22 protein-coding genes and 3 tRNA genes are annotated in these 25,934 nt (G+C 64.5%); 7 read left to right on the top strand and 18 right to left on the bottom strand.

All coding sequences use genetic code 11. The features are described 5' to 3' along the window. The first annotated feature begins 28 nt into the window (after nt 1–28). A complete protein-coding gene (locus tag ACN9MB_RS09620; RefSeq protein WP_426271627.1) occupies nt 29–784 on the top strand; it encodes a response regulator in 756 nt (251 codons plus the stop codon). A gap of 2 nt (nt 785–786) precedes the next feature. Here the strand turns inward: ACN9MB_RS09620 and recO are convergent, their stop codons facing one another. The 11 genes from recO to ACN9MB_RS09565 all read right to left on the bottom strand — a co-directional run bounded on the left by recO (nt 787) and on the right by ACN9MB_RS09565 (nt 12,956). Beyond that, entirely contained in the window at nt 787–1,497 is a 711-nt protein-coding gene (gene recO / locus ACN9MB_RS09615; protein ID WP_204635699.1) for a DNA repair protein RecO, read from the bottom strand. Between the two features lie 58 nt (nt 1,498–1,555). Continuing rightward, complete coding sequence (era, locus tag ACN9MB_RS09610; protein WP_426271626.1) at nt 1,556–2,497, bottom strand: GTPase Era; 942 nt, start codon at nt 2,495–2,497, stop codon at nt 1,556–1,558. Beyond that, nucleotides 2,494–3,150: a ribonuclease III gene (rnc, locus tag ACN9MB_RS09605; protein WP_204635697.1), complete on the bottom strand. Its 657-nt coding sequence runs from the start codon at nt 3,148–3,150 to the stop codon at nt 2,494–2,496. The genes era and rnc overlap by 4 nt, the downstream gene beginning before the upstream one ends. 16 nt (nt 3,151–3,166) lie before the next feature. Then, entirely contained in the window at nt 3,167–3,544 is a 378-nt protein-coding gene (locus ACN9MB_RS09600; RefSeq protein ID WP_426271625.1) for a DUF4845 domain-containing protein, read from the bottom strand. Nucleotides 3,545–3,689: 145 nt separating this feature from the next. Further along, entirely contained in the window at nt 3,690–4,592 is a 903-nt protein-coding gene (lepB, locus tag ACN9MB_RS09595; RefSeq protein ID WP_204635695.1) for a signal peptidase I, read from the bottom strand. Between the two features lie 102 nt (nt 4,593–4,694). Beyond that, a complete protein-coding gene (lepA, locus tag ACN9MB_RS09590) occupies nt 4,695–6,485 on the bottom strand; it encodes a translation elongation factor 4 (protein ID WP_204635694.1) in 1,791 nt (596 codons plus the stop codon). Nucleotides 6,486–6,784: 299 nt separating this feature from the next. Then, the gene (locus ACN9MB_RS09585) at nt 6,785–8,275 is read right to left on the bottom strand and encodes a DegQ family serine endoprotease (protein WP_426271624.1); all 1,491 of its coding nucleotides are present in this window, start codon (nt 8,273–8,275) and stop codon (nt 6,785–6,787) included. 110 nt (nt 8,276–8,385) lie between these two features. After that, on the bottom strand, nt 8,386–9,030 hold the full coding sequence (locus ACN9MB_RS09580) for a sigma-E factor negative regulatory protein (RefSeq protein WP_426271623.1): 645 nt from the start codon (nt 9,028–9,030) through the stop codon (nt 8,386–8,388). Next, nucleotides 9,027–9,623 carry an RNA polymerase sigma factor RpoE gene (rpoE, locus tag ACN9MB_RS09575; RefSeq protein ID WP_204635691.1) on the bottom strand — a complete coding sequence of 199 codons (597 nt, stop codon included), beginning with the start codon at nt 9,621–9,623 and terminating at the stop codon, nt 9,027–9,029. The genes ACN9MB_RS09580 and rpoE overlap by 4 nt, the downstream gene beginning before the upstream one ends. Before the next feature lie 272 nt (nt 9,624–9,895). Then, complete coding sequence (locus tag ACN9MB_RS09570) at nt 9,896–12,454, bottom strand: putative bifunctional diguanylate cyclase/phosphodiesterase (RefSeq protein ID WP_204635690.1); 2,559 nt, start codon at nt 12,452–12,454, stop codon at nt 9,896–9,898. Between the two features lies 1 nt (nt 12,455). Further along, entirely contained in the window at nt 12,456–12,956 is a 501-nt protein-coding gene (locus ACN9MB_RS09565; RefSeq protein ID WP_204635689.1) for a hypothetical protein, read from the bottom strand. Nucleotides 12,957–13,159: 203 nt separating this feature from the next. On the opposite strand from ACN9MB_RS09565, the gene ACN9MB_RS09560 reads away from it, so the two are divergent. Continuing rightward, nucleotides 13,160–15,259 (top strand): 3-hydroxyacyl-CoA dehydrogenase NAD-binding domain-containing protein, encoded by a 2,100-nt coding sequence (locus ACN9MB_RS09560; RefSeq protein WP_426271903.1) that lies wholly within the window; start codon nt 13,160–13,162, stop codon nt 15,257–15,259. A gap of 72 nt (nt 15,260–15,331) precedes the next feature. On the opposite strand, the gene ACN9MB_RS09555 is transcribed toward ACN9MB_RS09560, so the two are convergent. The 5 genes from ACN9MB_RS09555 to ACN9MB_RS09535 all read right to left on the bottom strand — a co-directional run bounded on the left by ACN9MB_RS09555 (nt 15,332) and on the right by ACN9MB_RS09535 (nt 20,447). After that, the gene (locus tag ACN9MB_RS09555; RefSeq protein WP_426271622.1) at nt 15,332–15,928 is read right to left on the bottom strand and encodes a DUF2058 domain-containing protein; all 597 of its coding nucleotides are present in this window, start codon (nt 15,926–15,928) and stop codon (nt 15,332–15,334) included. A 48-nt stretch (nt 15,929–15,976) separates the two neighbouring features. Further along, nucleotides 15,977–16,195 (bottom strand): SlyX family protein, encoded by a 219-nt coding sequence (locus ACN9MB_RS09550; protein ID WP_204635687.1) that lies wholly within the window; start codon nt 16,193–16,195, stop codon nt 15,977–15,979. A gap of 2 nt (nt 16,196–16,197) precedes the next feature. Further along, entirely contained in the window at nt 16,198–17,535 is a 1,338-nt protein-coding gene (locus ACN9MB_RS09545; protein ID WP_426271621.1) for a UDP-glucose dehydrogenase family protein, read from the bottom strand. Between the two features lie 163 nt (nt 17,536–17,698). Beyond that, on the bottom strand, nt 17,699–18,478 hold the full coding sequence (locus tag ACN9MB_RS09540) for an FKBP-type peptidyl-prolyl cis-trans isomerase N-terminal domain-containing protein (RefSeq protein ID WP_204635685.1): 780 nt from the start codon (nt 18,476–18,478) through the stop codon (nt 17,699–17,701). 199 nt (nt 18,479–18,677) lie between these two features. Further along, nucleotides 18,678–20,447, bottom strand: a complete 1,770-nt coding sequence (locus ACN9MB_RS09535; RefSeq protein WP_204635684.1) for a cation:proton antiporter — start codon at nt 20,445–20,447, stop codon at nt 18,678–18,680. 241 nt (nt 20,448–20,688) lie between these two features. Here ACN9MB_RS09535 and ACN9MB_RS09530 point away from each other — a divergent pair. The 3 genes from ACN9MB_RS09530 (at nt 20,689) to ACN9MB_RS09520 (ending at nt 21,004) form a co-directional block, all read left to right on the top strand. Further along, a tRNA-Ala gene (locus ACN9MB_RS09530) sits at nt 20,689–20,764 on the top strand. Between the two features lie 11 nt (nt 20,765–20,775). Next, nucleotides 20,776–20,851: transfer RNA gene (locus ACN9MB_RS09525), tRNA-Glu, on the top strand. A 76-nt stretch (nt 20,852–20,927) separates the two neighbouring features. Beyond that, nucleotides 20,928–21,004 (top strand) — tRNA-Asp (locus tag ACN9MB_RS09520). 202 nt (nt 21,005–21,206) lie between these two features. On the opposite strand, the gene ACN9MB_RS09515 is transcribed toward ACN9MB_RS09520, so the two are convergent. Together ACN9MB_RS09515 and ppsR are read right to left on the bottom strand one after the other, a co-directional pair. Next, nucleotides 21,207–21,686, bottom strand: coding sequence for a DUF1249 domain-containing protein (locus ACN9MB_RS09515; RefSeq protein WP_204635683.1), 480 nt, complete (start codon nt 21,684–21,686; stop codon nt 21,207–21,209). A 17-nt stretch (nt 21,687–21,703) separates the two neighbouring features. Beyond that, nucleotides 21,704–22,519, bottom strand: coding sequence for a posphoenolpyruvate synthetase regulatory kinase/phosphorylase PpsR (gene ppsR, locus ACN9MB_RS09510; RefSeq protein ID WP_204635682.1), 816 nt, complete (start codon nt 22,517–22,519; stop codon nt 21,704–21,706). A gap of 234 nt (nt 22,520–22,753) precedes the next feature. Here ppsR and ppsA point away from each other — a divergent pair, with 234 nt between their 5' ends. Further along, the gene (gene ppsA / locus ACN9MB_RS09505) at nt 22,754–25,126 is read left to right on the top strand and encodes a phosphoenolpyruvate synthase (RefSeq protein WP_426271620.1); all 2,373 of its coding nucleotides are present in this window, start codon (nt 22,754–22,756) and stop codon (nt 25,124–25,126) included. 118 nt (nt 25,127–25,244) lie between these two features. After that, on the top strand, nt 25,245–25,919 hold the full coding sequence (lepB, locus tag ACN9MB_RS09500; RefSeq protein ID WP_426271619.1) for a signal peptidase I: 675 nt from the start codon (nt 25,245–25,247) through the stop codon (nt 25,917–25,919). The last annotated feature ends 15 nt before the right edge of the window (nt 25,920–25,934 follow it).

Raw genomic sequence — 25,934 nt, 5'->3', positions numbered from 1 at the left:
AAAACCAGCTGAACGACACGGACTAGTCATGCAAAACCAGCCTTCCAGCGACCCTTCAGGCCACCGGGGTGGCGCCGATGCCGTCCGCGCCCTGGTCGCGGACGATGACCCGAGCAGCCGTCTTTTCCTGGTGGAAGCCTTGCGCAGCCTGGGGCTGGATGCCCAAGCCTGCCATGACGGCCCCTCCGCGATTGCGATGGCGCGCCAGCAGGCATTCGACCTGCTGCTGCTGGACTGCCGCATGCCCGGTGCGGGTGCCGAGGAGGTGCTTTCGACCCTGCGCAGGGACCCGCAGGCCCGCTCGACCGATTGCACCGCCGTGGCCACCAGCGCGGAGATGGGCCTCACCGAGCGGCAGCGGCTGCTCTCCGCCGAATTCAGCGAGGTGTTGCAGAAGCCCTGCAACCTGGCCGACCTGCGCCGCATTCTGGCGCTCGTTCAAGCCGGTGCGAACGCAGCACCCTTGCTGGACGATGCCCAGGCATTGGCCACCATGGGCGATGCGGACGTGGTGAAAGCCATGCGCACGCTGCTGCGGGCGGAACTGGCCGCGCTGTACCAGGATCTCGATGAATTGCTGGAGGACACCACCGTGCTGGCGGAGCGCCTGCATCGCCTGCGTTCGTCCTGCGGCTTCTGCGGCGCCGCCGCGCTGGGCGTGCAAGCCACCGTGCTGCAGCGTCATCTGAAGCTGCGACATTCCGGCTCGCTGGCGCCGCTGTCGCGCTTCCGCCGCTCCCTGCTCGCCACCCTGGAAGCGCTCGACCGCGAAGCCGAGAGCTGAGTTCAGCGGCGCGACATCGCCGCGCCCAGCACGTGCCAGGCACGCAGCTCGCCGCCACCGAGATGAAAGCGGATCACCTCGCGCATCATCACGCGCAGCGCCGACAGGCCAGCCGCATCGGGCATGACGTCTTCCGACAAGGCCAGTAGATCGGCTCCGCGCAGGGCATGTGCCGTTCCCGCTCGGCATGGCGCAGGGCCCTGCTCCACCGCATAGCGATAGAGCTGGGTCGGTTCCACCGGTTCGCCCGATTCCGCCTCGAACTCGAGCTGGAGGCCATAGCCCACGGCTTCCAGCAGATCGCGCTCGAACCGCCGCAGACTCCATGCCAGCGGCTCGCCGCCGGCCAGACGCGGCAGTGTGCGTGCATAGGCATCGAACAGTTCGGGCAGCGGATCCTGGCGGCCGGTAAGCCGCACCGACAGCTCGTTCAAATAGAGTCCGGCCAGGCCCGCATCGCCGGTCAGGCGCAAAGGTGGCGCCACGTGCTCGGCGGACTGCAGGGTGGCCAGCTCGCCGCGCAAAAGGAGATCGAGCGACAGCGGTTGGAACGGTTCTAGCTGCGCGCGCTGCACGCGTGCCCGCTCGCGCCGCACGCCGCGCGCGACCACGCCGAGGCGGCCATGGTCGCGGGTCAGGCATTCGAGCAGCAGCGAGGTCTCGCGGTAGGGCCGCGAATGAAGCACATAGGCCGGCTGCTGTTCGATGCGCATGGGCGAAGCTTACCGGTTCGAAGACTCGCGCGACGTCACCGGCATTCGCAACGCTCGCTCAATCGGTGTAGCCGAACTTCTTCAGCATGGTCTCGTCGTCGACCCAGCCTTCGCGCACCTTCACCCACAGGCGCAGGAATACCTTGCGCTCGAACGTACGCTCCATGTGCCGGCGCGCGGAGGTACCGATAGCCTTGAGCTGCGCGCCGCCATTGCCGATCACGATGGCCTTCTGGCCGTCGCGTTCCACCCAGATCACCGCATGGATTTCCGCGATGCCGTCCGGGCGGTCGCTGAACTGCTCGATCTCCACCGTGGTGGCGTACGGCAGCTCCTGATCCAGGCGCAGCATCAGCTGCTCGCGAACCATTTCGGCGGCGAGGAAACGCTCGCTGCGGTCGGTGACTTCGTCTTCGCCAAACACCGGCGGCTGTACCGGCAATCGCTTGAGAATGCCGTTTTCCAGCTCTTTCAGGCCCTTTTCCTTGAGCGCGCTGACGTAATACACGTCGTCGAAACTGTGTCGCGCCATCAGCTCGGACACGAACGGCAGCATGGTCGACTTGTCCTTGGCCAGGTCGACCTTGTTGATCACCAGCAGGCGCGGCACTTTCTGCTCGACCAGGGCGTCGTAGAGCGCCTCGTCCTCGTCGGTCCAGCGGCCCGCTTCGATCACCTGCACGACCACATCCACTTCGCTGATCGCCGAACGCGCCGCACGGTTGAGGCTGCGGTTCATGGCGCGCTTGGCGCCGCGATGCAGGCCCGGCGTGTCCACGTACATGATCTGCCCGGCCTCGCTGGTAGCGATGCCCAGGATGCGATGGCGCGTGGTCTGCGGACGCGGGCTGACGATGGACAGCCGGAACCCGATCAGTGCATTGAGCAAGGTCGACTTGCCCACGTTGGGACGCCCCGCCAGCGCTACGGTGCCGCAGCGAAAATCGTCGTGGGGAAGTTCGGCCGGTTTGCCGAGATCGAGTTCGTTGTCGTCGTTCATAGGTTCAGTTCCTGCAGTCGGCGCAGCACGGTTTCTGCAGCGTCTTGTTCGGCGGCGCGGCGGCTGGAGCCGCGGCCATCGGCCCGGATCGGGGCCGGTTCGGTAATGTCGCAGGAAACGTCGAAGGTCTTGGCGTGGTCTTCGCCGTGGCTGTCGATCAGATCGTACTGCGGCAAGGGCCAGCCGTGGGCCTGCAGATGCTCCTGCAGGCGGGTCTTGGCATCCTTGGAAGAACGTGGAATGGCGGCCACCAGCGGTTCGAACAAGCCTCGCACCACCGTGCGACACGCCTCGAAGCCGGCATCGAGATAGACCGCCGCCACCAGCGCCTCGAAGGCGTCGGCGAGGATGGAATCGCGGCGGAAACCGCCGCTTTTCAGCTCACCCGAACCCAGCTTGAGCTCGTCGCCCAGCTCCAGCTCCCGCGCGATGACGGCCAACGCCTGGCCGTTCACCAGTTGCGCGCGCAATCGGGACATCTCGCCTTCGCTGGCGTTCGGGTGGGCCTCGTACAGCACCTCGGCCACCATCACGCCCAACAGCGCATCGCCGAGGAATTCCAGCCGCTCATTGTTTGGCCGCCCGGCGCTGCGGTGAGTCAGCGCCAGCTGCGCCAGGGCAGGATCACGAAAACGATAAGCGAGCTTGGTCAAATCTCAGGGCCTTGGTTTAGCCTTCGACGTTGCCCTGCAATGCAACGCTCTTTTCGAAGTGCAGCAGGAAGTCGATGTTGTACATAAAAGGAATACGCTTGTCGTAGCTGATATTGAGCTGCGACGCATTGCCGGTGCGCTTGATGGTGATGTCTTGCGGCGTGATGGTGTCATCGCTCACGTACTGGAAATCCAGCTTCTTCATCAGGTCATTGCGGACCTGGGTCACCGATTTCGGACCATCTTCGGTTGCCAGCTGGCTCATCGCCTTGCTGACGCCCATGAATTCGGTATAGGCCGGCACCAGCTTCATCGCCATATAGCCAAAAAAGCTCACCACCATCAGCACCACGAGAAACCCGATCAGGGTGATGCCTGTTTGCTTCGATTTCATAGTCCCCTCGCTATGCCGCCTGACGGCGAAAAACCGGTGTATGGGCGATGCGCCACCGAGACGCTCCGGTAGCGGCCTGGCGCGTGCATTGTCGCGCCAAGCCGCGGTGAACGTCACCGGGCACATCTCTATGCCCGTCACGCTTTTAGTGAATGACCGTGCCCATGCGATGGAAGGCCACGCCCGAGCCGGTCCAGCTCAGCCAGATCAGGAAAGCCTTGCCGGCCAGATTCTGTTCCGGCAGGCAGCCCCACCAGCGGCTGTCGGTGCTGTTGTAGCGGTTGTCGCCCATCGCCAGGTAGCAGCCCTGCGGCACCACCAGCGGCACGTGCGGGTTGGGCAGCGGCGGCGGCACGGCATAGTTGGGCATGCGCGCGGTCAGGTGATTGACCACGCCACCCTCGCCGTTCGGCAGGTGCTCGTTCCACAACGTGGCGCCCATTTCCAGCATCAGGCGCGATTCGGCGCGCTTGGGGTCGCCCTCATACGGACCGACCAGATCGGCAGCGACGGGTTCGCCGTTCACGATCAGCTGGTCACCGTGCATTTCGACGCGGTCGCCGGGCAAACCGATGACGCGCTTGATCCAGTTCTGGCTGGGCACCGGGGCATGCGGATCGGCGCAGCTCTGGTCGCCGCTGCGCACCAGCTTGCCGCCGTCTTCGCACAGGTAGCCCGGGAAGCGGAACACCACCACGTCGCCGCGCTTGGGCTCGCCCAGGCTGACGAACTTGTTGTTGAACGCCGGCAGGCGCAGGCCGTAGGAGAACTTGTTGACCAGGATGAAGTCGCCCACGTCCAGCGTCGGCATCATCGAACCGGATGGAATGCGGAACGGCTCGGCCACGAACGAACGCAGCACCAGCACCACCAGCACCACCGGGAACAGGGACCGCGCCCAGTCCACCGCCATCGGCTCGTGCGGCTCTTTGCCCGCCGCCTCGGCCTTGGCCTTGCGCGACTTGTAGAACAACAGGCGGTCCAGCCCCCACACCACGCCGAACAGCACGGTCAGGCCAAGCAGAATCGCCGAAAAATCAAAATCCATTGAAAGCTCCTCAGGAGCAGGGAAACGAGGGTGTTGCGTGGAGCGGTCGACCGGCAAGGCGCCCAACAGCGGCCTTGGCCCACCGATGCCCCGGGCCCAGCTTTACTTATCCACCTTCAATACGGCAAGGAACGCTTCCTGCGGGATCTCCACGCGACCCACCTGCTTCATGCGCTTCTTGCCTTCCTTCTGCTTCTCCAGCAGCTTCTTCTTTCGGCTCACGTCGCCGCCGTAGCATTTGGCCAGCACGTTCTTTCGCAGGGCCTTCACGGTGGAACGGGCGACGATCTGCGCGCCGATCGCGGCCTGGATGGCCACGTCGAACTGCTGGCGCGGGATCAGGTCCTTCATGCGCTCGACCAGGTCGCGACCGCGACGCTCGGCATGCACGCGATGCACGATCAGGCTCAGCGCATCCACGCGGTCGCCGTTGATCAGCACGTCCACGCGCACGAACGGACCCGGCTCGAAGCGTTCGAAGTGGTAGTCCATCGACGCATAACCGCGCGACACCGACTTCAGGCGATCGAAGAAGTCGAGCACCACCTCGGCCAGCGGCATTTCATAGGTGATCTGCACCTGGGTGGCCAGGTACTGGATGGAACGCTGCACGCCGCGCTTTTCCTCGCACAGCGTGATGATGTTGCCGATGTAGTCGGGCGGCGTGAGGATGCTGGCGACGATGATCGGCTCGCGGATTTCCTGCATCAGGTGCGGTGCCGGCAACTTGGCCGGGTTGTCCAGCATCAGGATCGAGCCGTCGCTCTTGAGCACTTCGTACACCACGGTGGGCGCGGTGGTGATCAGGTCGAGATCGTATTCGCGTTCCAGGCGTTCCTGCACGATTTCCATGTGCAGCATGCCGAGGAAGCCGCAGCGGAAACCGAAACCCATCGCCTCGGAACTTTCCGGCTCGAAGAACAGCGCCGCGTCGTTGAGGCGCAGCTTGTCGAGCGCTTCGCGCAGTGCCGGATAGTCGTCGGCCGAGACCGGGAACAGGCCGGCGAACACGCGCGGCTGCATGGTCTGGAAGCCCGCCAGCGGCTTCTCCGCCGGCTTGGCCGCCAGCGTGAGCGTGTCGCCCACCGGTGCGCCGTGCACGTCCTTGATCGACGCGGTGATCCAGCCCACTTCACCCGGCGACAGCTTGGCCAGCTTCTTGCGCTTGGGCGTGAACACGCCCACTTCGCTCACTTCATGCGCACGGCCGGTGGACATCACCAGCAGCTTGTCGCCTGGCTTGATCTCGCCCTGCACCACGCGCACCAGCGAGACCACGCCGAGGTAGTTGTCGAACCACGAGTCGATGATCAGCGCCTGCAGGCGATCGGTATCGCCCACCTTCGGCGGCGGAATGCGCGCCACGATGGCCTCGAGCACTTCCACCACGTTCTGGCCGGTCTTGGCGCTCACCGCGACGGCGTCGTCGGCATCGATGCCGATCACCGCCTCGATCTCGCCCTTCACCTTTTCAGGATCAGCCGTCGGCAGGTCGATCTTGTTGAGCACCGGCACGACTTCCAGCCCCATCTCCACCGCCGTGTAGCAGTTGGCGACGGACTGGGCTTCGACGCCCTGCGCAGCGTCCACCACCAGCAGCGCGCCTTCGCAGGCGGCCAGCGAGCGACTCACTTCATAGGAGAAGTCGACGTGGCCCGGGGTGTCGATGAAATTCAACTGATAGGTCTTGCCGTCGCGCGCCGTGTACGGCAGCGACACCGACTGCGCCTTGATGGTGATGCCGCGCTCGCGCTCGATCGGATTGTTGTCGAGCACCTGTGCTTCCATCTCGCGCTCGGTCAAACCGCCGCAGATCTGGATGATGCGGTCCGCCAAGGTGGACTTGCCGTGATCGATATGGGCAATGATGGAGAAATTTCGAATCAGTTCCATGGAGCACGCTAGCGGCGTTCACTGATCTGCGGTACGCGCAGGCAGCGCATGACCGGGATGGTCACACGAACCCAGCATTATCGCATGGAACCGGGCCACTTCGGGCGCCAGGGAAAGCGGGCCATCTCAACGGGATAAGCGAGATCGGAACGCCTCGTTGCGAGGCGTCGCGCGATCCCTCCCTACCTCCGCCACGATGGTGGCCCAAGCGCCCATCGTGGCGGTCATTCCGGCCAGACCACACCGGAATACGACGAAATCACGGTCCGCGGCGCTGCCATCCACCGCGAACCGCAACCTCATTCGTCCTTGCCACCGGGTACGGTCAACCCGATAAAGCCGCTCTGGTCGCCATGGCGGACCAGCAAAAGCACGGTGTCGCCCGGTTTCGAATCCTTGGTGGCATCGCGGAAAGCGGCCGCACTGCCGACCTTCTTCTGGTTCACCATCAGGATCACGTCACCCGGCTGCAGGCCGGCTCGCGCTGCCACCGAGCCGGAAATGGCGCTGATGCCGACGCCCTCGCCTGCCTTGAGGCCCAGCTGCTGGCGCGTATCGCCATCCAGGTCCTGAACGGACAGGCCCAAGGCGCTGCTGGCGCTGGCCTTGGCGGCGGGCTGCCCGGCATCGGCCGAGGCCACCATGGCGTTCTTGTCGCGCGGCATTTCAGCCACGGTCACCGGCACGCTTTCCTTCTTGCCGTCACGCAGGATCTCGATGGTGGCCTTGCTGCCCGGCGGCGTCTGGCCGACCAGCGGCGGCAGATCCGCGCTTTGGTTGATGCTCTGGCCGTTGTACGAAAGGATCACGTCGCCCGCACGAATGCCCGCCTTGTCGGCGGCACTGCCCTTGTTCACCTGGGTCACGGCCGCGCCATTGGCGTTGTCGAGCTTCAGCGCCTTGACCATGTCGTCGCTGACCTGCTGCACCATCACGCCGAGCTGGCCGCGCGAGACATAACCCTTTTCCTTGATCTGCTTGACCACGTTCATGGCCACGTCGATCGGAATGGAGAACGCCACGCCCTGGTAGCCGCCGGTGTTGGAATAGATCTGCGAATTGACGCCGACCACGCGTCCCTGCAAGTCGAACAACGGACCGCCGGAATTGCCGCGGTTGATCGGCACGTCGGTCTGGATGAACGAGGTGTACGGCTGATCCTGGCTGCCCAGGTTGCGCCCCACCGCACTCACGATGCCTTGCGTCACGGTGTAGTCGAAACCAAACGGCGAACCGATCGCCAACACCCACTGGCCGGGCTTGAGCGTGCGCGAATCGCCCACGGCCACGGCGGGCAGATTGCCCTTGGCGTCGACCTTGAGCAGGGCGATGTCGTACTGCGGATCGCTGCCCACCACCTTGGCGGTCAGCACGCGACGATCCTGCAGGCGCACGGTCACCGTATCGGCGCCGTCCACCACGTGATTGTTGGTCAGCACGTAGCCGTCCGCCGAAATGATGAAGCCGGAACCCAGCGACGTGCGCTGCTGTTCCTCGGGCGACGGCATCATCGGCATGCCGAAGAAGCGGCGGAACATTTCCATCTGCGGATCGTCGTCGCCGTCCGGCGCATCGGGCATGCCGCGCGCGCCCGAGCGGGCTTTCGCTTGCTTCTTGCCGCTGTATTTCGCCTCGACATGGACCACGGCCGGGGCGTTCTTCTGCACGATGCCGGTGAAGTCGGGCAGGCCCGACAACGTCGGCGCCGCACTCTGAGCCTGCACCCCGCCGGCCAGCGCCAGGCTCATCACGACCGCGCACGACAGCGTACGCAAGACAAGTCGATTCATGCACTTCTCCATCTGCGTTTCAGGCACACCATGCCCGCCCGCCGTTCGGACGGGCATGGAGAGGTTCAAAGGGAACGATCAGGCCGCGGCAACCGACACACGGCCTTCGATCACTGCGGGCCGGCGGCGGCCTGGGCGGAGGGCTGCTGGTCCGGATGGATCAACAGCAGGTACCGGCCATCGCCATTGCTGACCACGGGGTAGCGTGCGGCGCGATAAGGGTTGAGGTTATTGCGCGAATACAGCGGCGTACCGTTGTCGCCTTCCAGCGTGGCCGAGGCCTGCTGGCTCATCTTGTACGGAACTTCGGAATACACGTTGAGCCCCGGCGGTGCCACGGCAGGCGCTTCGGACTGCGCCAGCTGCACATTCTGCGCAGCCGGTGCCGATGGCGCGGACACCTGGGCCGAGAGCCGATCGGCGCCCGGGCCTGCGGGCTGAGCCACCATCAGGGCAGCCACTGCCACGCCAGCGGCAATTGCGCCGCCCGCGGACCAATGCAGCCAATGCCGGCGCCTGCCTTGCTGGCTCGCCGAGCCTTCGCGCTCGATGGCCTGCATGACACGGGCAGCAAAGCCTTCCGACGCGAGCGGGGAGAGTTCGCGGCGCAGGCCGTCACGGGCCACGTGGTAGCGCGACCAGTCCTGCTGGAGCGACGCGTCGTGGTCGAGCCTACGCAACAGAAAGCGCAGCTCTTCCTTCGACAGTTCGCCGTCCATGCCGGCAGAAAGGTTTTCGCGTTGATGATCAGTCATGTTTTTTTGACCTCGCGGTCTGAGAGCAGGGGCCGCAATTTTTCATCGATAGCTTCGCGCGCCCGGAAGATACGTGAACGTACCGTACCGATCGGACAGCCCATCGCCTCGGCGATTTCTTCATAGCTGAGGCCGTCCACTTCACGCAGGGTGATCGCGGTCCGCAATTCCTCAGGCAGGGCTTGGACAGTGGAAAATACGGTTTGTTCAATTTCCTGCCGCATGAGTTCACGCTCGGGCGTGGCGCTCTCGTGCATACGGTCCGCGCCGGGCACGAAAGTGGCATCGTCGATGGCGATATCGTCGGCGGGCGGACGGCGGCCCATGGCCACCAGGTGGTTCTTGGCCGTGTTCACCGCAATCTTGTACAGCCAAGTATAGAAAGCACTCTCGCCGCGGAACGAGCCAATGGCCCGCCAGGCGCGGATAAACGCCTCCTGGGCCACGTCCTCGCATTCGGCATGGTTCTTCACATAGCGGGTGACCAGGCCGATGACCTTGTGCTGGTACTTGCGCACCAGCAGATCGAAGGCTCGTTTGTCCCCCTGTTGGACGCGCTCGACCAGCGCACTGTCCAGTTCATTTTCGCCCATCCGGGCCATCTCCTTCGTCGATGCTGCCACGCGCCCTGGGATGCCTGGGAATGGATGCGATCTGCTCAGACAAGAACGGCGCGTTCTAGTTCAGCATGTTCTCATTCCAGAGCGGCAAGTGCGCCAACTCGGCAACACCGCTGGTGGAAACGCATGGGCGCTCCCGCGGAGCACCGGTCATGACGGTCGGACCACCATTGCCCCAGGAAAGCGGCCCACTGACGCATCATGCGCCCAAGGGGAAGTATGGGGGCCTTCGCGGCCCATGCAAGTCAGGCGGCCGTGCCGCTGATGCCGGCCAGCAGTCGCTGGCGTTCCAGCAGCAGTTTCTCGAAGACCGGCTGGGGCAACGGTCGGCAGAACAGGAAGCCCTGCAGCTCGTCGCAATGGTTGGCGCGCAGGAACTCCATGTGCTGTTCCGTTTCCACGCCCTCGGCCACCACCCCGCGCTTGAGGCGATGGGCCATCTCGATGGTGGCACGCACGATGGCCTCGTCATCCGGATCCACGCCGATGTTCTTGACGAAGCTCTGGTCGATCTTGATGCGGTCCGCCGGCAGCTTGCGCAGATAGTCGAGCGAGGCGGCGCCGGTACCGAAGTCGTCGATGGCGATCCGCACGCCCAGCCGATGCAGGCCCTGCAGGTTTTCCACCAGGTTGGGCGCCGCCTTGATGCTGATGCTCTCGGTGATCTCCATTTCCAGCAGGTTGGCTTCCAGCCCGCTCTCGTCGAGTGCGGCGGAGACCATCTCCAGCAGGTTGGGCTGCATCAGCTGCACCGCCGAGAGATTCACGCCCAGGCGCAGACCCAGCCCGAAACGACGCTCCCATTCCTGTGCATGCCGGCAGGCGGCGCGCAGCACCCATTCGCCGATGGAGACGATCAGGCCGGTTTCCTCGGCCAGCGGAATGAAGAAGCCCGGGCCGATGAAGCCCAGCTCCGGATGCTCCCAGCGCACCAGCGCCTCCATGCCCACGATGTCTTCGGTGACTGCATCGACCTGGGGCTGGTAGAACACGCGCAGTTCGCCCTTGTGTTCGGCATGGCGCAAGCCGGACTTCAAGGCGAGGTTCTGCTGCTGCGACTGCTCGGCGCTGCCTTCGAAGATCTGGTAGTTGTTGCGGCCCAGGCTCTTGGCCGCGTACATCGCCTCGTCCGCATGCTTGAGCAGGGTGTCGGCGTCGGGCGCGTCATCGGGGAAGAAGCTCACGCCGATGGATGCGGTGACCTGCAGCTCGGTGCCGTCGTCGATGCGCAGCGGCGCGCTCATCACCTGCACGATCTTCTCGGCGATGCGCAGCACGTCTTCGTTCTTCACGATGTGACGCAGGATCACCACGAACTCGTCGCCCGCATAGCGAGCCACGGTATCGGACGCACGCACGCTGCCGCGCAGACGCTGCGTGGTGGTGAGCAACACCTGGTCGCCCACGGCGTGGCCGAGCGTGTCGTTGATGGTCTTGAAGCGATCCAGGTCGACGAACAGCAGCGCAAAGCATTCGCCCGTGCGATTGGCTTCGCGAATGACCGTATCGAGTCGATCGTTGAACAGCAGGCGATTGGGCAAGCCCGTCAGCGCGTCCAGCAGGCCCTCGGCGCGGCCTTGCTCGCGCGTGTGGCGCAACTCGATCGCATGCGCGAAACGCGAGGCCGCGCAACGCAGCACCGGCTGCACGATGGCGAGCGACGGCAACGGTTGCCGCGTACCGACCAGCAACGCGCCCAGCACGGTGCGCCGCTCGTCCTGCAAGGGCCAACCCGCGAAACCGGCCAAACCGAGCTGCGCCAACAAGGGATCCATCGGCGCCAGCCGCGCGGCATCGGCCTGATGCAGCATGGCCTGGCCCGACAGCACCAGCCGCAAGGAACTCTGCAGATGCGGGCCGGGCCACAGTTGTTCGTCGCCACGCCAGTACTGCACGAGTTGCACCGGCGCGCCGCCCTCGTCGGGACGGGCCGACCACACGGCCACGTAATCCAGCGCCATTTCCTCGAACAACAGGCGCGCCGCTTCGGCGATGCCCTCGTCGCCGCTGCCCGCGGCGAACATGCGCGCCAGCAAGGCCAACGCCACTTCGGCGCGTGCACTGGCCCGGTCGCTGCGGAACATCAGCGCCACGGCATCGCGGCCGGCATGGTTGACGGCGCGCGCACTCACCTCGCCGGGATCGCCACCGCGCGACGCGCGTCGACGGCCGGGATGCCATTGGCGCGAGCCCTCGGCAATGACTTGTTCGATGGTCGACTCGGTGACCGCCAGGATGTCCCTGATCGGACGGCCTCGCAGTTCGTGGTCGCCCAGTCCGCTGTTGCGCGCCACGGCGGGGCTGTAATCGACCAGCTGGCTGCGTGCCGGGTCGACGATCAACCACTCGCTCTCCACTTCGTCGAAGGCGAAGCGGTAGTCGCCGCCGCTCGTGGACGCCTGGCCCTCCAGCCCGTCCGAGCGCACCGCCATGCGATGCACGCGCTGCCAGCGCGCCAGCAGTTCGTGTTCGATCTGCGAGGCATACAGCCAATCGGCGATGCCCCCGGGCAATACGTTCGGCTTGAGCACGGCGCCGTCGTCCAGCACGGCAAGAATGGGCGCGCCGATGCAAGCCGGCACGCCGCGCAGCACATCGATGCTGGCCATGCCTTCGCGACCGTCGCCCTCGAACACGATGACGATCAGGGCGAGCGGAGGGCGACCCTCCAGCAGGATCCCCGCATGCGTGGCATCGCGGGCCGAATGAACGACGAAATGACCGTCGCGATCGAACGTGTCGAACAGGGATCGACGCAGCTCACGCTGCGCCGCAACGACGAGGATGCCAGCCGGACTCGCCATCTCAGAGGATCCAGCGGCCGTCGCGCAGGCGCGGACGTTGCGCCGGCTTGGGCTGGCAGCTCAGGCGCACCAGCACATCGTTGAAACTGGCCACCAGCGACTCCGCCGGATCGAGGATCACCACGCGCCGGACATGGCTGGCGGTGGCGCGGGCCAGCTGGCGCAGCAACGTGGCATCGGCCATCGGCAACGGCAGCGGCAGGTGCTGCAACAGATAGATGCCGAAGTGATTGCTCTGCAGCATGTAGCGCAGGGCGATATTGAGGCGTTGCGATCCCGGCAAGCTGACGTGTTCTTCGCGCAAATTGCCCAGACCCAGTTGCGGATTCCACAGATACACGGCCTGCCCGCTCCGCCGCACCAGAGGGCGCAGCTGCGAGACAAGGCCGACCTCCTCGCCGCCGTCGAGCGCAATCAAATTGCCTCGAGCCGCGAGGATGCGTTCGAGGATCTCAGCGCCGTCCTGGGTCGGGCTGGCGGGGGTGGCGAGGGACGTAGTCATTCGGTCCTAAATTACGTGGTCTGCAGCGATTCGCCTAGGGAGGCGGCCAGCCTCGCCGGAAACCGATGCCCGTTTCATGCGGCAGCGCACAGCTCCGGTTTTTAAGAGGTGTTCATCCCTTCCCCGGGCACCCGGCGCTCGTCTCGCAATCCTCGCTACGGGAGGGTATGGTGGAGCGCTTCGTGGCCACCCTGTTTATCCCCATGTTCGAAGGATTGCGCTTCAATCATTGGAAGACGAGCCTGGACGACAGCGGCATCGTGACCCTGTCGCTCGACCGCGCCGGCAGCAACGTCAACGCCATCTCCCGCGACGTGCTCGACGAACTGGGCCAGATCGTGGAACGCCTGGCGATCGAGAAGCCGGCCGGCGTGCTGATCCATTCGGCCAAGCCGTTCGGTTTTGCGGTGGGTGCGGACATCAAGGAATTCGTCACCTATGCCCAGCAGGGCACGGTGCTGGAGAACATCGAGAACGGCCAGCGCGTGTACGAGTCGCTGGCGCGCCTGCCCTGTCCCACCGTGGCCGCCATCCACGGCGCCTGCATGGGCGGCGGCACCGAACTGATCCTGGCCTGCCGCCAGCGCATCGCCGCCGACGACGACAAGACCCGCATCGGCCTGCCCGAAGTCATGCTGGGCATCCATCCCGGCTGGGGCGGCACGGCGCGGCTGCCGCGGCTGATCGGCGCCACCGACGCGCTGCCGGTGATGCTCACTGGTAAAGCCTTGTCGGCCAAACGTGCACTGGCGCTGGGCGTGGTCGACCGGCTGGCACCGCCGGCCGAATTGCTGGCCGAGGCGCGCGCTCTGCTGCGCCGGCCGCATGCCCGTCCGTTCGGCTTGCGTGCAAAGGCATGGGCCAGCAACACCTGGCTGGCGCGCCAGCTGCTCGCGCCGATGGTGATCAAACAGACGGCCGCCAAGGTCCGCAAGGAACACTACCCGGCGCCGTTCGCGCTGATCGATGTGTGGAAGCGCGGCGGCGCCAGCATCCAGCAGCGCCTCAAGCTCGAGGCACGCTCGGTGGCCAAGCTGGCCGAAACCTCGACCGCGCAGAACCTGATCCGCATCTTCTTCCTGCAGGAACGCATGAAGAGCCAGGGCAGCGGCATCGATCACGGCATCAAGCGCGTGCACGTGGTGGGCGCCGGCGTGATGGGCGGCGATATCGCGGCATGGGCGGCCTTCAAGGGTTTCGAGGTCACCTTGCAGGACCGCGAGATGAAGTTCATCCAGCCTGCGCTGGATCGCGCCCGCCAGCTGTACGAAAAGAAGCTCAAGACGGCCGACAAGGTGGAAGCCACCGCGCACCGCCTGCGTGCCGACGTCGAAGGCAAGGGCGTGGCCACGGCCGATCTCGCCATCGAAGCGATCTTCGAGAACGCCGAGGCGAAGAAGGCGCTGTACGCCATCATCGAACCGCAACTGCACGCGAATGCCTTGCTCGCCAGCAACACCTCGAGCATTCCGCTGGACGAACTTCGCGTGGGACTGAAGGCGCCGCAGCGTTTCCTCGGCCTGCACTTCTTCAATCCGGTGGCGCAGATGCCGCTGGTGGAAGTGGTGCGTCACGACCAGCTCGACGCCGACGCCGAAAAACGCGCGCTCGCGTTCTGCAAGGCGATCGGCAAACTGCCGGTGGCGGTGAAGGGCACGCCCGGCTTCCTGGTCAATCGCATCCTGATGCCCTACCTGCTCGAATCCATGCGCCTGTACAGCGAAGGCGTGCCAGGTCCGGTGCTCGACAAGGAAGCGAAGAAGTTCGGCATGCCGATGGGCCCGATCGAACTGGCCGACACGGTGGGACTGGATGTATGCGCTTCGGTCGGCAAGGAGCTGGCACCCTTCCTCGGCCTGGAATTGCCGCCCGGCCTCGAGGACAAACTCGCCGCTGGCAAGCGCGGCAAGAAGGATGGCCAGGGCATCTACCTCTGGCAGGACGGCAAGCCGCAGAAGCCTGAGGTCGATCCCGACTACGTGGTGCCGGCCGACCTGCAGGACCGCATGATTCTTCCCATGGTCAACGAAGCCTTGGCCTGCCTGGCCGACCAGGTGGTCGACGATGCCGATCTGCTCGATGCGGGCGTGATTTTCGGCACCGGTTTCGCGCCGTTCCGCGGCGGCCCGATCCAGTACCTGCGCAGCGAAGGCGCCACCGTGGTGAAGGGCAAGCTGGAACGGCTCGCGCAACGTTACGGCGAACGCTTTTCGCCCAAGCAGGGCTGGGATCTGCCGACGCTGACCAAGACGGGTTTTGATCTGCCCACCGGCGACATCGCAGGCGCCGATACCGACGCCTGATCGCTTGCGCGTACGCCATAAAAAACGCCCGGCTTGGACCGGGCGTTTTTTTGCGCGCCTGAAGCAACTCGCTCACCACATCAGGTCATCGGGCACGCCGTCTTCGCCGACACCGCCCGCGCTACCCGGCTCGACCAGCAAGGCGATCTGATTCACATCGATCGCCTTCACCTGCTCGGCAAGTTCGCGCGTGACCACCAGGTAACGCCCCTGCTGCTGGACCACGGCCAGTTCGCCGCCATTGATCGCCTTGAGCTGGTCGGCGTCGACGTGCACGCGGCGGATCTTGCCGCCGTACTCGAAATGGCGAACGTGATCGACCTCGGGCTTGTTCAAGGTCTTGCCTTCCAGCAACTGCTGGATCTTCAGCTTGCGCTCGCGCCGAACGCGCGCCTCTTCGGCGGCCGCCTGCTCGGCGCGCTTGCGCTCGTTCGCCTCGGTCTGCGCGCGGATGGCGTAAGCCTTGGCCAGGTCGATTTCCTCCTGGCTCCTTGGGCCCGAAGGTTTGCCCTGCGGTTTGTGCTGGCCCGGCTTGCCGCCCTTGGACGGCGAACCGCCGTGGCGCTGCTGGAACGGCTTGCCACTGGGCGGCGCCGGCGGGCGCTTCTCTTCACGGACCTGTTTGACGATGCCGCTCTTGAGCAGTTGATCGCGCAGGGAATCGGCCATGGTTGAAACTCGCTTGCTGTGCTGCTGTTACGGAAAAATGGGCGTCGATCAATAGTGCGGCGGCGGTGGCTCGCTGTGCGGATCATGCCCCTGCGAACCGCGCAGGGACGACAACTCGCTGCGCAATCCGCGAATGACATCTTCCAGCGCCGCCAGACGCATCGACAGCTCCGCATCGGCGGAGGCCAGCGCGTTCACCGTGTCGTCGACAAAGGTGAGCCGCACTTCGAGCTCCGTCAATCGATGCTGCAGGGACTCGTCCGCCATGCTCACTGCCTCAGGCTGCGACCGCGACCGATACCGTAGTACGCCAGCCCCGCTTCTTCCACCGCGACCGGATCGTAAAGGTTGCGCCCGTCGAATACCGCCGGCTCGGCCAGCATGTCGCGGATGCGCGCGAAATCAGGACTGCGGAACGCCTTCCACTCGGTCACGATAGCCAGCACGTCAGCACCGTCCAGGGCCTGGTAGGCGCTCTCGCACAGGACCAGATCGTCGCGATCGCCATAGATGCGATGCGTCTCGTGGCTGGCCTCGGGATCGAACGCGCGCACCTTCGCGCCCGCCTTCCACAAGGCCTCCATCAGATGACGGCTCGACGCCTCGCGCATGTCGTCGGTGTTGGGTTTGAATGCCAGTCCCCACAGCGCGATCGTCTTGCCGGCGATCTGGCCGTCGAAATGGCGCTGGATCAGTTCGAACAGCTTGGTCTTCTGGTCGTGGTTCACCGACTCGACCGCGCCGAGCAGGCGGGCGCTATAGCCGACGCCGCGCGCCGTGCGCTCCAGCGCCTGTACGTCCTTGGGAAAGCACGAACCGCCGTAACCCGCACCTGGATAGATGAAAGCGTAGCCGATGCGCGGATCCGAACCGATGCCCTGGCGCACCAGTTCCACGTCCGCGCCCACGCGCTCGGCGATGTTGGCGATCTCGTTCATGAAACTGATCTTGGTGGCGAGCATCGCATTCGCCGCGTACTTGGTCAGCTCGGCGGAGCGCTCGTCCATCACCACGGTGCGATCGTGGTTGCGGTTGAACGGTGCATACAACTTGCGCAGCACGCCGATGGCGCGCTCGCTGGAACTGCCGATGATGATGCGATCGGGGCGAAGGCAGTCTTCCACTGCGTCGCCCTCTTTCAGGAATTCCGGGTTGGAGACCACGTTGAACTCGATCGCGACGCCACGCTTGGCCAGCTCACCGGCAATCGCGTCGCGCACGCGGTCCGCCGTGCCCACGGGCACCGTCGACTTGTTCACCACCACCGTGTAGCGGTCGATATGCTCGCCGATGGTGCGGGCCACGCTGAGCACGTACTTGAGGTCGGCGCTGCCGTCTTCGTCCGGCGGCGTACCCACGGCGATGAACACGACCTGGCCATGCGCAATGCCCGGTGCGGGATCAGTGGTGAAATCCAGCTGGCCGCTCGCGTGATTGCGCTTGACGATGGGCTCCAGGCCCGGCTCGTAAATGGGGATCTCGCCCTTTTTCAGGCGCTCGACCTTGCCCGCATCGATGTCGACGCAGACCACATGGTTGCCCATTTCTGCCAGGCAGGCGCCGGTGACCAGGCCCACATAGCCAGTGCCGAAGATGGTGACCTTCATTGTCGCGAAAACTCCAGGAACAAGACCGGGGATTCTAACAGGCCGACCAAGGCCTCGGCTGCAGGTAAAACCCTAGGCCGCGACGAAAAACCACCCGCCACAAACGACATTGGGCGCGAATCGCTTCGCGCCCAATGGATCTTTCAAGCAGCTTTTGCGGCGATTACTTCGCGCCGCCAGCCTGATCAGCAGCGGCCGTGGTCGGGCCGGTCTTGACCAGGGTGACGTCGAAGATAATCGTCTGGTTCGGCGGGAAACCGTTCTGCGGCTGGGCGCCGTAGGCGATGTTCGCCGGGATGAAGAACTTGTAGTGGCCGCCGACCTGCATCAGCTGCATGCCTTCACGGAAGCCCGGGATCACGCCGGCGAGCGGGATCGAAGCAGCACCGCCGCCTTCATGCTTGGACGAATCGTCGAACGTTTCGCCGTTCACGAACGTGCCGACGTAGTTGACCTGCACGGTGTCGCTCGGACCCGGGCGGGCGCCGGTACCCTGGCTGATCACCTGGTACTGCAGACCCGAAGCGGTGGTCTTCACGCCCGGCGCGGTCTTGTTCTTGGCCAGGAACGCAGCGCCTTCGCTCTGGTTCTTGGCGGCGACCTGGGTGTACTCGGCCTTGGCCTTGGCCTGCAGGTTGGCCACGAACGCGTCACGGACCTGCTTGGCTTCGGCTTCGCTCATGGTCGGCTTCTGGCCCGACAGGGCGGACTGCAGAGCGCGAGCCACGGTGGCCGGGTCGACTTCCGCGCGGACCAGCGGCGGCAGCGAGCTGGCCAGATCCCAACCGACCACGTAGCTGGCCTTGGTCTTGTCCACTGCGGCCGGAGCGGCTGCAGCGGGGGCGGCGGCGGGCTTCGCGGCCTGTGCGTGCACGCCAGCGGTCATGCCCAGAGCAACAGCGAGCGCGGCCGCCGTCAGCGTGGGACGCAGAAAATGCTTCATGTAGAACTCCCTCGTATTGGATATGCCGGCGCTACCGGACTTAAGGCCCCCCCGATGGAGGCAGGCCCCGCATTGTGCGGTGCTTGCTTAGTCTTGGCAACGATAGTGGGCGTATGACCGTCAGTCGAGATTAAAAGTTCACGTTTCGGCGAAAAACGCGGTTTTTTACGAATTCTGCACATCTGCGGGATTAGGCCCCTCAACCGTGCCCATCGTCCGAGCGCCCCGACTTATCCAGGGTGTCACGCAGCGCCGCCTGCAATCGCGCATGCACCTGCACCAGGCCGCGCCACAGCAGCCATGCGAGCAACAGCAACACCAGCACCAGTACGAGGGCCACCTCGCGCGGCGGCAGGATGGTCGAGGCCAGCGCCGCCACCAGCAGGCCCAGCACCCACATGGTGGCCAGCGGGATGAAGCGCGCCAGTACGCTGCGGATATGCATGTTGTAGGCGCCGCCGATGCGCTCGGGAATGCTCAATTCGGCCAGCAACATGCCCAGCGCCGACGCCTTGCGGTACGCCGCGACAATCATCGGCAATGAGACGATCGCCGCGATCGACCACGCCAGGCTGCGTTTCACCTGCGGGCTGTCGGCCAGCAGATCCCAATGGAAAACACCGCGGCGATACAGGTAGGACATGATCAGGAAGGCCGCCACCACCAGCATGATGTTGATGATGACGTGCCAGACCAGGCGACGAATCATCTTCGCCACGGTGACGCCCTGCCCGCTCAGGCTGAGATTGCCCATCCAGTCCGTGTACGCACTCAACAGGCTGATGAAGCCGTTGGGCAGACGCCTCGAGAGCGAACTCGCCAAAGGATCCGATGCCCGGATCAGATAGGGCGTGAGAAAGGTGGTGATCGCCGAGACCGCCACCGCCACGGGATAGAGGAAGCCGCTGGTCACCTTGAGCGTCAGGCCCAACGACGCGATCACGAACGAGAACTCGCCGATCTGCGCCAGCCCCATGCCCACGCGCAATGACGTGCGCCCGTCGTTGCCTGCCACGAAGGTACCGAAGCTGCAGGTGATCACCTTGCCCAGCACCACCACCGTGGTGACCACGATGATGGGCAGCCAGTATTCCTTGAGCATGGCCGGATCGATGAGCATGCCGATGGCGACGAAGAAGATCGCACTGAACATGTCGCGCACCGGCCCGATGATCCGCTCGATCCGCTCCACGCTTTGCGATTCGCCCACGATGGCGCCGATCATGAAAGCGCCCAGCGCCACGCTGTAGCCCATTTCGGTCACCAGCAGGCAGAAGCCGAAACACAGGCCCAATACGGCCACCAGCAGCACGTCGTCGCGACTCACCTGCGCGATGTAGTCCACCACGCGAGGTACCAGCAGCAGCCCCACCACCAGCGATACCGCCATGAACAAGGTGAGCCTGCCGACGGCCTCCATCGCCTCGCCCGCTTCCAGGCCGCCGGTGCTCGCAATGCCGGTCAGCAAGGCCATCAGCACGATGGCGATCACGTCCTCGATGATCAGGATGCCGAACATCAGCTGCGCGAAGCGCTCGCGCTTGAGATCCAGATCGTCCAATGCCTTCATGATGATGGTGGTGGACGACATCGAAAGCATGGCGCCAAGGAACAGCGCATCCATCGAACTCCAGCCGAAGAAGCGCCCGATCTCGTAGCCGAGCCAAAGCATCAGGACGATTTCGCATAACGCCGCGACCAACGCGGCGCCACCGACTTCGCGCAGCTTCTTCAGGCTGAATTCCAGCCCCAGGGCGAACAGCAGCAGGATCATGCCCAGTTCGGACAAGGTGCGGATGGTCTGCTCGTCGTGGATGAACACCACGGGGAACGTATAGGGGCCGACCAGCACTCCGGCGATGATGTATCCGAGCACCACCGGCTGACGCAGGCGTTGAAAGATCACCGTCGTCAGGCCCGCGATCAACATGACGGTCGCGAGATCCTGGATGAAGTGCAAATCGTGCATCAATGAATCCCGTCGAAGCTTCTTGCAAGACTAGCAATCGCACACGAGATGCACAGCCCCGCATGGCGATGCGGACGGTTCGCGCGACCAAAAGCAGGACGGCGCAGCGACCCTCGGCATCAACCGCTGGCGTAACTGCTTGTTGTCATTCATTCGTGAAGAAAAGTTGAAATATTTTCACAACGAACGCTTGACGAAATCGCGATCCCTGTCTATTCTTTCGGGCTTCCAGAGGCACATCGGGGCCATAGCTCAGCTGGGAGAGCGCCTGCATGGCATGCAGGAGGTCGGCGGTTCGATCCCGCCTGGCTCCACCAAATTTAGATACGTCCCCATCGTCTAGAGGCCTAGGACATCACCCTTTCACGGTGGCGACCGGGGTTCGAATCCCCGTGGGGACGCCACTCTACCGATAACACGGCAAGAGTGGTCAAGGATGAAATCGACATTGGTGCAGTGCTGGAAGCTGTAAAAAAACGTGGAGCGGTAGTTCAGTCGGTTAGAATGCTGGCCTGTCACGCCGGAGGTCGCGGGTTCGAGTCCCGTCCGCTCCGCCACTTTTACAAAGACCCCGCCTTTTGGCGGGTTTTTTGTTGCCTGCGATTCGCCGCCTGCCGATGCTTTCTTGTGGGAACGCACCCTGTGCGCGACAGCCCAGCGCGTAGAGCCCGCGCTTGCCGTACCAGTCATGCCCGGGCGGTTTGCATGTCGTCCGCGCGCTGCCCAGTCGCGCACAGGGTGCGCTCCCACAAGGGACGGTCAGCCTGCCGGGTGACGCTCTTCCTGCCGCTCCAGCGTCCCCCTCGAATGCCCCTGCTCCGCCAGGTATTCCAGCCAGCGGGAGAGAAACCCGTTCATGCGCAGCCGATGCTGCAGCACCGTGTTGGCGGGCGGAAACGGGCCGAGCACCTGCCACAGGTGACGCCCCGGATGGCAATGCAAGGCCTCGGCCACATGGGCGTCGGTATACATGCGCAACTGCGCCGACGGGGACGGCTGCCCCGTATGCGCATCGACGAAGTTATAGGTGAGCTCCAGTTCCAGCGTATACGGATGGCGCTCCTGCACCTGCAGCCGCACATCCAGGCCATCGTCCACGCTGGACAGGTAGAACCCGGGCGCCAGCTCCTGCGGCGCGAACAGCCGCACCAACCGATGGTAGTTCTCGGCGTAAAGCCCCATCAGGAAGCCGAAGCGTCCCGGCAATAAGGCTTGTCGGCTGTCCAGTACGGCACTCATGGGCGGTGGGCGCTCCTTTAGAACATGGTCCGCTCGATACCGAAGCGGTCGAATATCTTGCTCGCAATCTCCTCGATCGAGACATGCGTGGTGTTGAGGCTGGGAATGCTCTCCCGGCGCATCAGCTTCTCGGCCTGCGCCAATTCCCAGCGGCACTGCTCCAGCGTCGCATAACGGCTGCCGGCGCGTCGCTGTTCACGAATCTGCGCCAACCGCATCGGATCGATGGTGAGACCGAACAGCCGATCCTTATAGGGGCGCAGACGCGCCGGCAGTTCTAATTTGTCCAGGTCGTCGTCGGTCAATGGATAGTTGGCGGCGCTCACGCCGTAATGCAAGGCCATATAGAGGCAGGTCGGGGTCTTGCCGGAGCGCGACACGCCGATCAGGATCAGATCGGCCTGGGCGTAGTCCACATCGATACCGTCATCATGTGACAAGGCGTAGTTCGTGGCGTTGATGCGCGCCTCGTATTTCTCGAAGTCCACCATGCCGTGCGAGCGGTTCACCGCGCCCGAACGCTTGGCGCCCAGCTCTTCTTCCAGCGGACCGATGAACGGGGCGAACACGTCCAGCATCAGCCCGCCGCTTTCGGCCACGATCTCGCACAGCTCGCGCGAGGCCATGGTGTTGACCACGATCGGGCGCTCGCCGGTTTGCGCGTAACGCGTCTTGATGCGCAGCGCCGCTGCCTCGGCTTTCTGGGCGTCGTCGATGAAGGGCAAGCGGTGCTTGTCGAACTGCACGCCCTCAAACTGCGCCAGAATACTGTTGCCGATCGTCTCCGCTGTAATACCAGTGGAATCGGAGATATAAAAAACCGTTCGCTGCATGGCTAATCCAAAGTCCCTGGTGGTTCTTGGCCCTCACCTTAGCGCAACGTGAAAAGCCTGTCTTTGCTTGACTCACGGCTGACTGGTATGCAGCTGGCGCTGGTTTTCGGCCGAATGGTCTTCTTGTGCTGCGCACCATCGGCAGCGGACAATACCAGTTCTTTAACACCCGATTTCATGCAGGAACCGGGTCAAGACCGCTTCTGAAACCTACGAGCTCCCGAGGAGACTCCCTTGAACGATTTGGTGCTTTGGCTCGACACGCTGCGCATGACCGACCTGGGCAAGGTCGGCGGCAAGAATGCGTCGCTTGGCGAGATGATCGGCAATCTCGCCAAACTCGGCGTGTCCGTGCCCGGTGGTTTCGCCACCACCGCTGACGCGTTCCAGCAGTACCTCGACAAGAGCGGCGTAGCCAAGCGCATCCAGGAGCGTCTCGCCCCGCTCGACGTGGACGATGTGATGGCGCTCACCGCTGCCGGCAAGGAGATCCGCGAATGGGTCACCGAAACGCCGCTGCCTGCTGACCTGGACAAGGCCATTCGCGATGGCTACGCGAAGCTTTGCAAAGAAGCAGGCACCGAAAACATCGCCGTCGCCGTGCGCTCCTCCGCCACCGCCGAAGATCTGCCCGACGCTTCGTTCGCCGGCCAGCAGGAAACCTTCCTCAACGTGGTCGGCATCGAGGACGTGCTGCACAAGGTGAAGGAAGTCTTCGCCTCGCTCTATAACGACCGCGCCATCGCCTATCGCGTGCACCAGGGCTTCAAGCACGAAGACGTGTTTCTCTCCGCCGGCGTGCAGCTGATGGTGCGCTCGGACGTGGGCGCCTCCGGCGTGCTGTTCACGCTGGACACCGAGTCCGGTTTCCGCGACGTAGTGTTCGTGACCGGCTCGTACGGCCTGGGCGAAATGGTCGTGCAGGGTGCGGTGAACCCCGATGAGTTCTACGTGTTCAAGCCCACCCTGAAGGCCGGCAAGCCGGCCGTGCTGCGACGCAGCCTCGGCGCCAAGCAGCAGCGCATGGTGTACTCGGACAAGCCCGGCGAGCGCGTGCGCATCGAAGAGACGCCCGCCGAGCTGCGCAACAAGTTCTGCATCACCGACGAGGACGTGCAGGAACTGTCCAAGCAGGCGCTGGTCATCGAGCAGCACTACGGCCGCCCGATGGACATCGAGTGGGCGAAGGACGGCAACACCGGCAAGCTCTACATCGTGCAGGCCCGCCCGGAAACGGTGAAGTCGCGCGCGCATGCCACCCAGCTCGAGCGCTTCCATCTCAACGAGAAGGGCAAGGTGCTGGCCGAGGGCCGCGCCATTGGCCAGAAGATCGGTTCGGGCAAGGCTCGCGTGATCCGCTCGCTGGCCGACATGAACAAGGTGCAGACGGGCGACGTGCTGATCGCCGACATGACCGACCCCGATTGGGAGCCGGTGATGAAGCGTGCCGCCGCCATCGTCACCAACCGTGGCGGACGCACCTGCCACGCCGCCATCATCGCGCGCGAACTGGGCGTGCCGGCCGTGGTGGGCACGGGCAATGCGCTGGAGCTGATTCCGGACGGCGCCGAAGTCACCGTGTCCTGCGCCGAGGGCGACACCGGCACGATCTACGAGGGCCTGCTGAAGTTCGACCGCGTGACCGCCGATCTGGGCGACATGCCTGAAGCCCCGCTCAAGATCATGATGAACGTGGCCAACCCCGAGCGGGCGTTCGACTTCGGCATGCTGCCGAACGCCGGCATCGGCCTGGCCCGCCTGGAAATGATCATCGCCAGCCACATCGGCGTGCATCCGAAGGCGCTGCTCGAATACGCCAAGCAGGACGCCGAAACCAAGAAGAAGATCGACGAGCGCATGGCCGGCTATGCCGACCCGGTGTCGTTCTACGTCGATCGCCTCGCCGAAGGCATCGCCACCATCGCGGCATCGGTGTATCCCAAGCCGGTGATCGTGCGCCTGTCCGACTTCAAGTCGAACGAATACGCCGGCCTGATCGGCGGTTCGCGTTACGAGCCGCACGAAGAGAACCCGATGATCGGCTACCGCGGCGCCAGCCGTTACGTCGATCCGGGCTTCGCCGAATCGTTTGGCCTGGAGTGCAAGGCGGTCAAGCGCGTGCGCGAAGTGATGGGCCTGGACAACGTGTGGGTGATGATTCCGTTCGTGCGCACGCTGGGCGAAGGCCGCAAGGTCATCGAGGTGCTGGCCAAGAACGGCCTCAAGCAGCGCGAAAACGACCTCAAGGTCATCATGATGTGCGAAGTGCCCTCCAACGCCCTGCTGGCGGACGAGTTCCTCGACATCTTCGACGGCTTCTCGATCGGCTCCAACGACCTCACCCAGCTCACCCTGGGCCTGGACCGCGATTCCAGCATCGTCGCCAACCTGTTCGACGAGCGCGACCCGGCGGTGAAGAAGCTGCTTTCGCTCGCCATCAAGACGGCGCGTGAAAAGGGCAAGTACATCGGCATCTGCGGCCAGGGCCCGTCCGATCATCCGGATCTGGCCGAGTGGCTGATGGATCAGGGCATCGAGTCGGTGTCGCTCAATCCGGACACCGTGGTCGATACCTGGCTGCGCCTGGCCAAGCGCAAGGCCTCCTAAAGAGATCCTTGCAGGCATGACCCGAAGGGCGGTGGCGACACCGCCCTTTTTCTTTGCACCGGAAACTTAAACTCCACGGCGGGGTCCACTCTCTGATCGCAACGGGAGGGGTATGTCCATGCAACGACTCAGCAGGCTGCTGTCGAACAACAAAGGTTTTCTGACCTTCTTGCTCTGCATGTTCATGTTCCGCAGCGCCGTCGCGGACTGGAACGTGGTGCCCACCGGCTCGATGCAGCCGACCATCGAAATCGGCGACCGCATCGTGGTCGACAAGGCCGCCTACGACCTGCGCCTGCCCTTCACGCACGTCTCGCTCGTCCACCGCGCCGACCCGCAACGCGGCGACATCGTCGTGCTGGATTCCACCGCGGCCGGCGAGCGTCTGGTCAAGCGCGTGATCGGCGTTCCCGGCGACCAGGTCGCGCTGGTACAGAACCATCTTTATGTGAATGGCAAAGCCGCCGACTACCGCTACACCCAGGTCAGCGGCATCCGCGACGACCGCGAGGACCCTGCCCTCTACGCCGTGGAAGACTCGGGCAGCCGGCCGCACACCGTGCGCTGGTCGATCGCCGCGCAAGGACACACCCGCGATTTCGGCCCCGTCACCGTGCCCACCGGCCACTACCTGCTGCTGGGCGACAACCGCGACAACAGCGCCGACTCGCGCTACTTCGGCTTCTTCCCGCGCAACGAGATCACCGGCCGCGCCACCCGCGTCGCCCTCTCGCTGGACCCCGGCAACCACTATCTGCCACGCGGCGATCGCTGGGGCGCCGCACTGCGCTAACTGATCACATGCGGA

Origin of the sequence: Dyella kyungheensis, assembly GCF_049913195.1 — a bacterium.
GTDB lineage: Bacteria > Pseudomonadota > Gammaproteobacteria > Xanthomonadales > Rhodanobacteraceae > Dyella > Dyella kyungheensis.
Note: the sequence above shows the minus strand (reverse complement) of the source record. Positions and strands in the feature narration are given on the sequence as shown.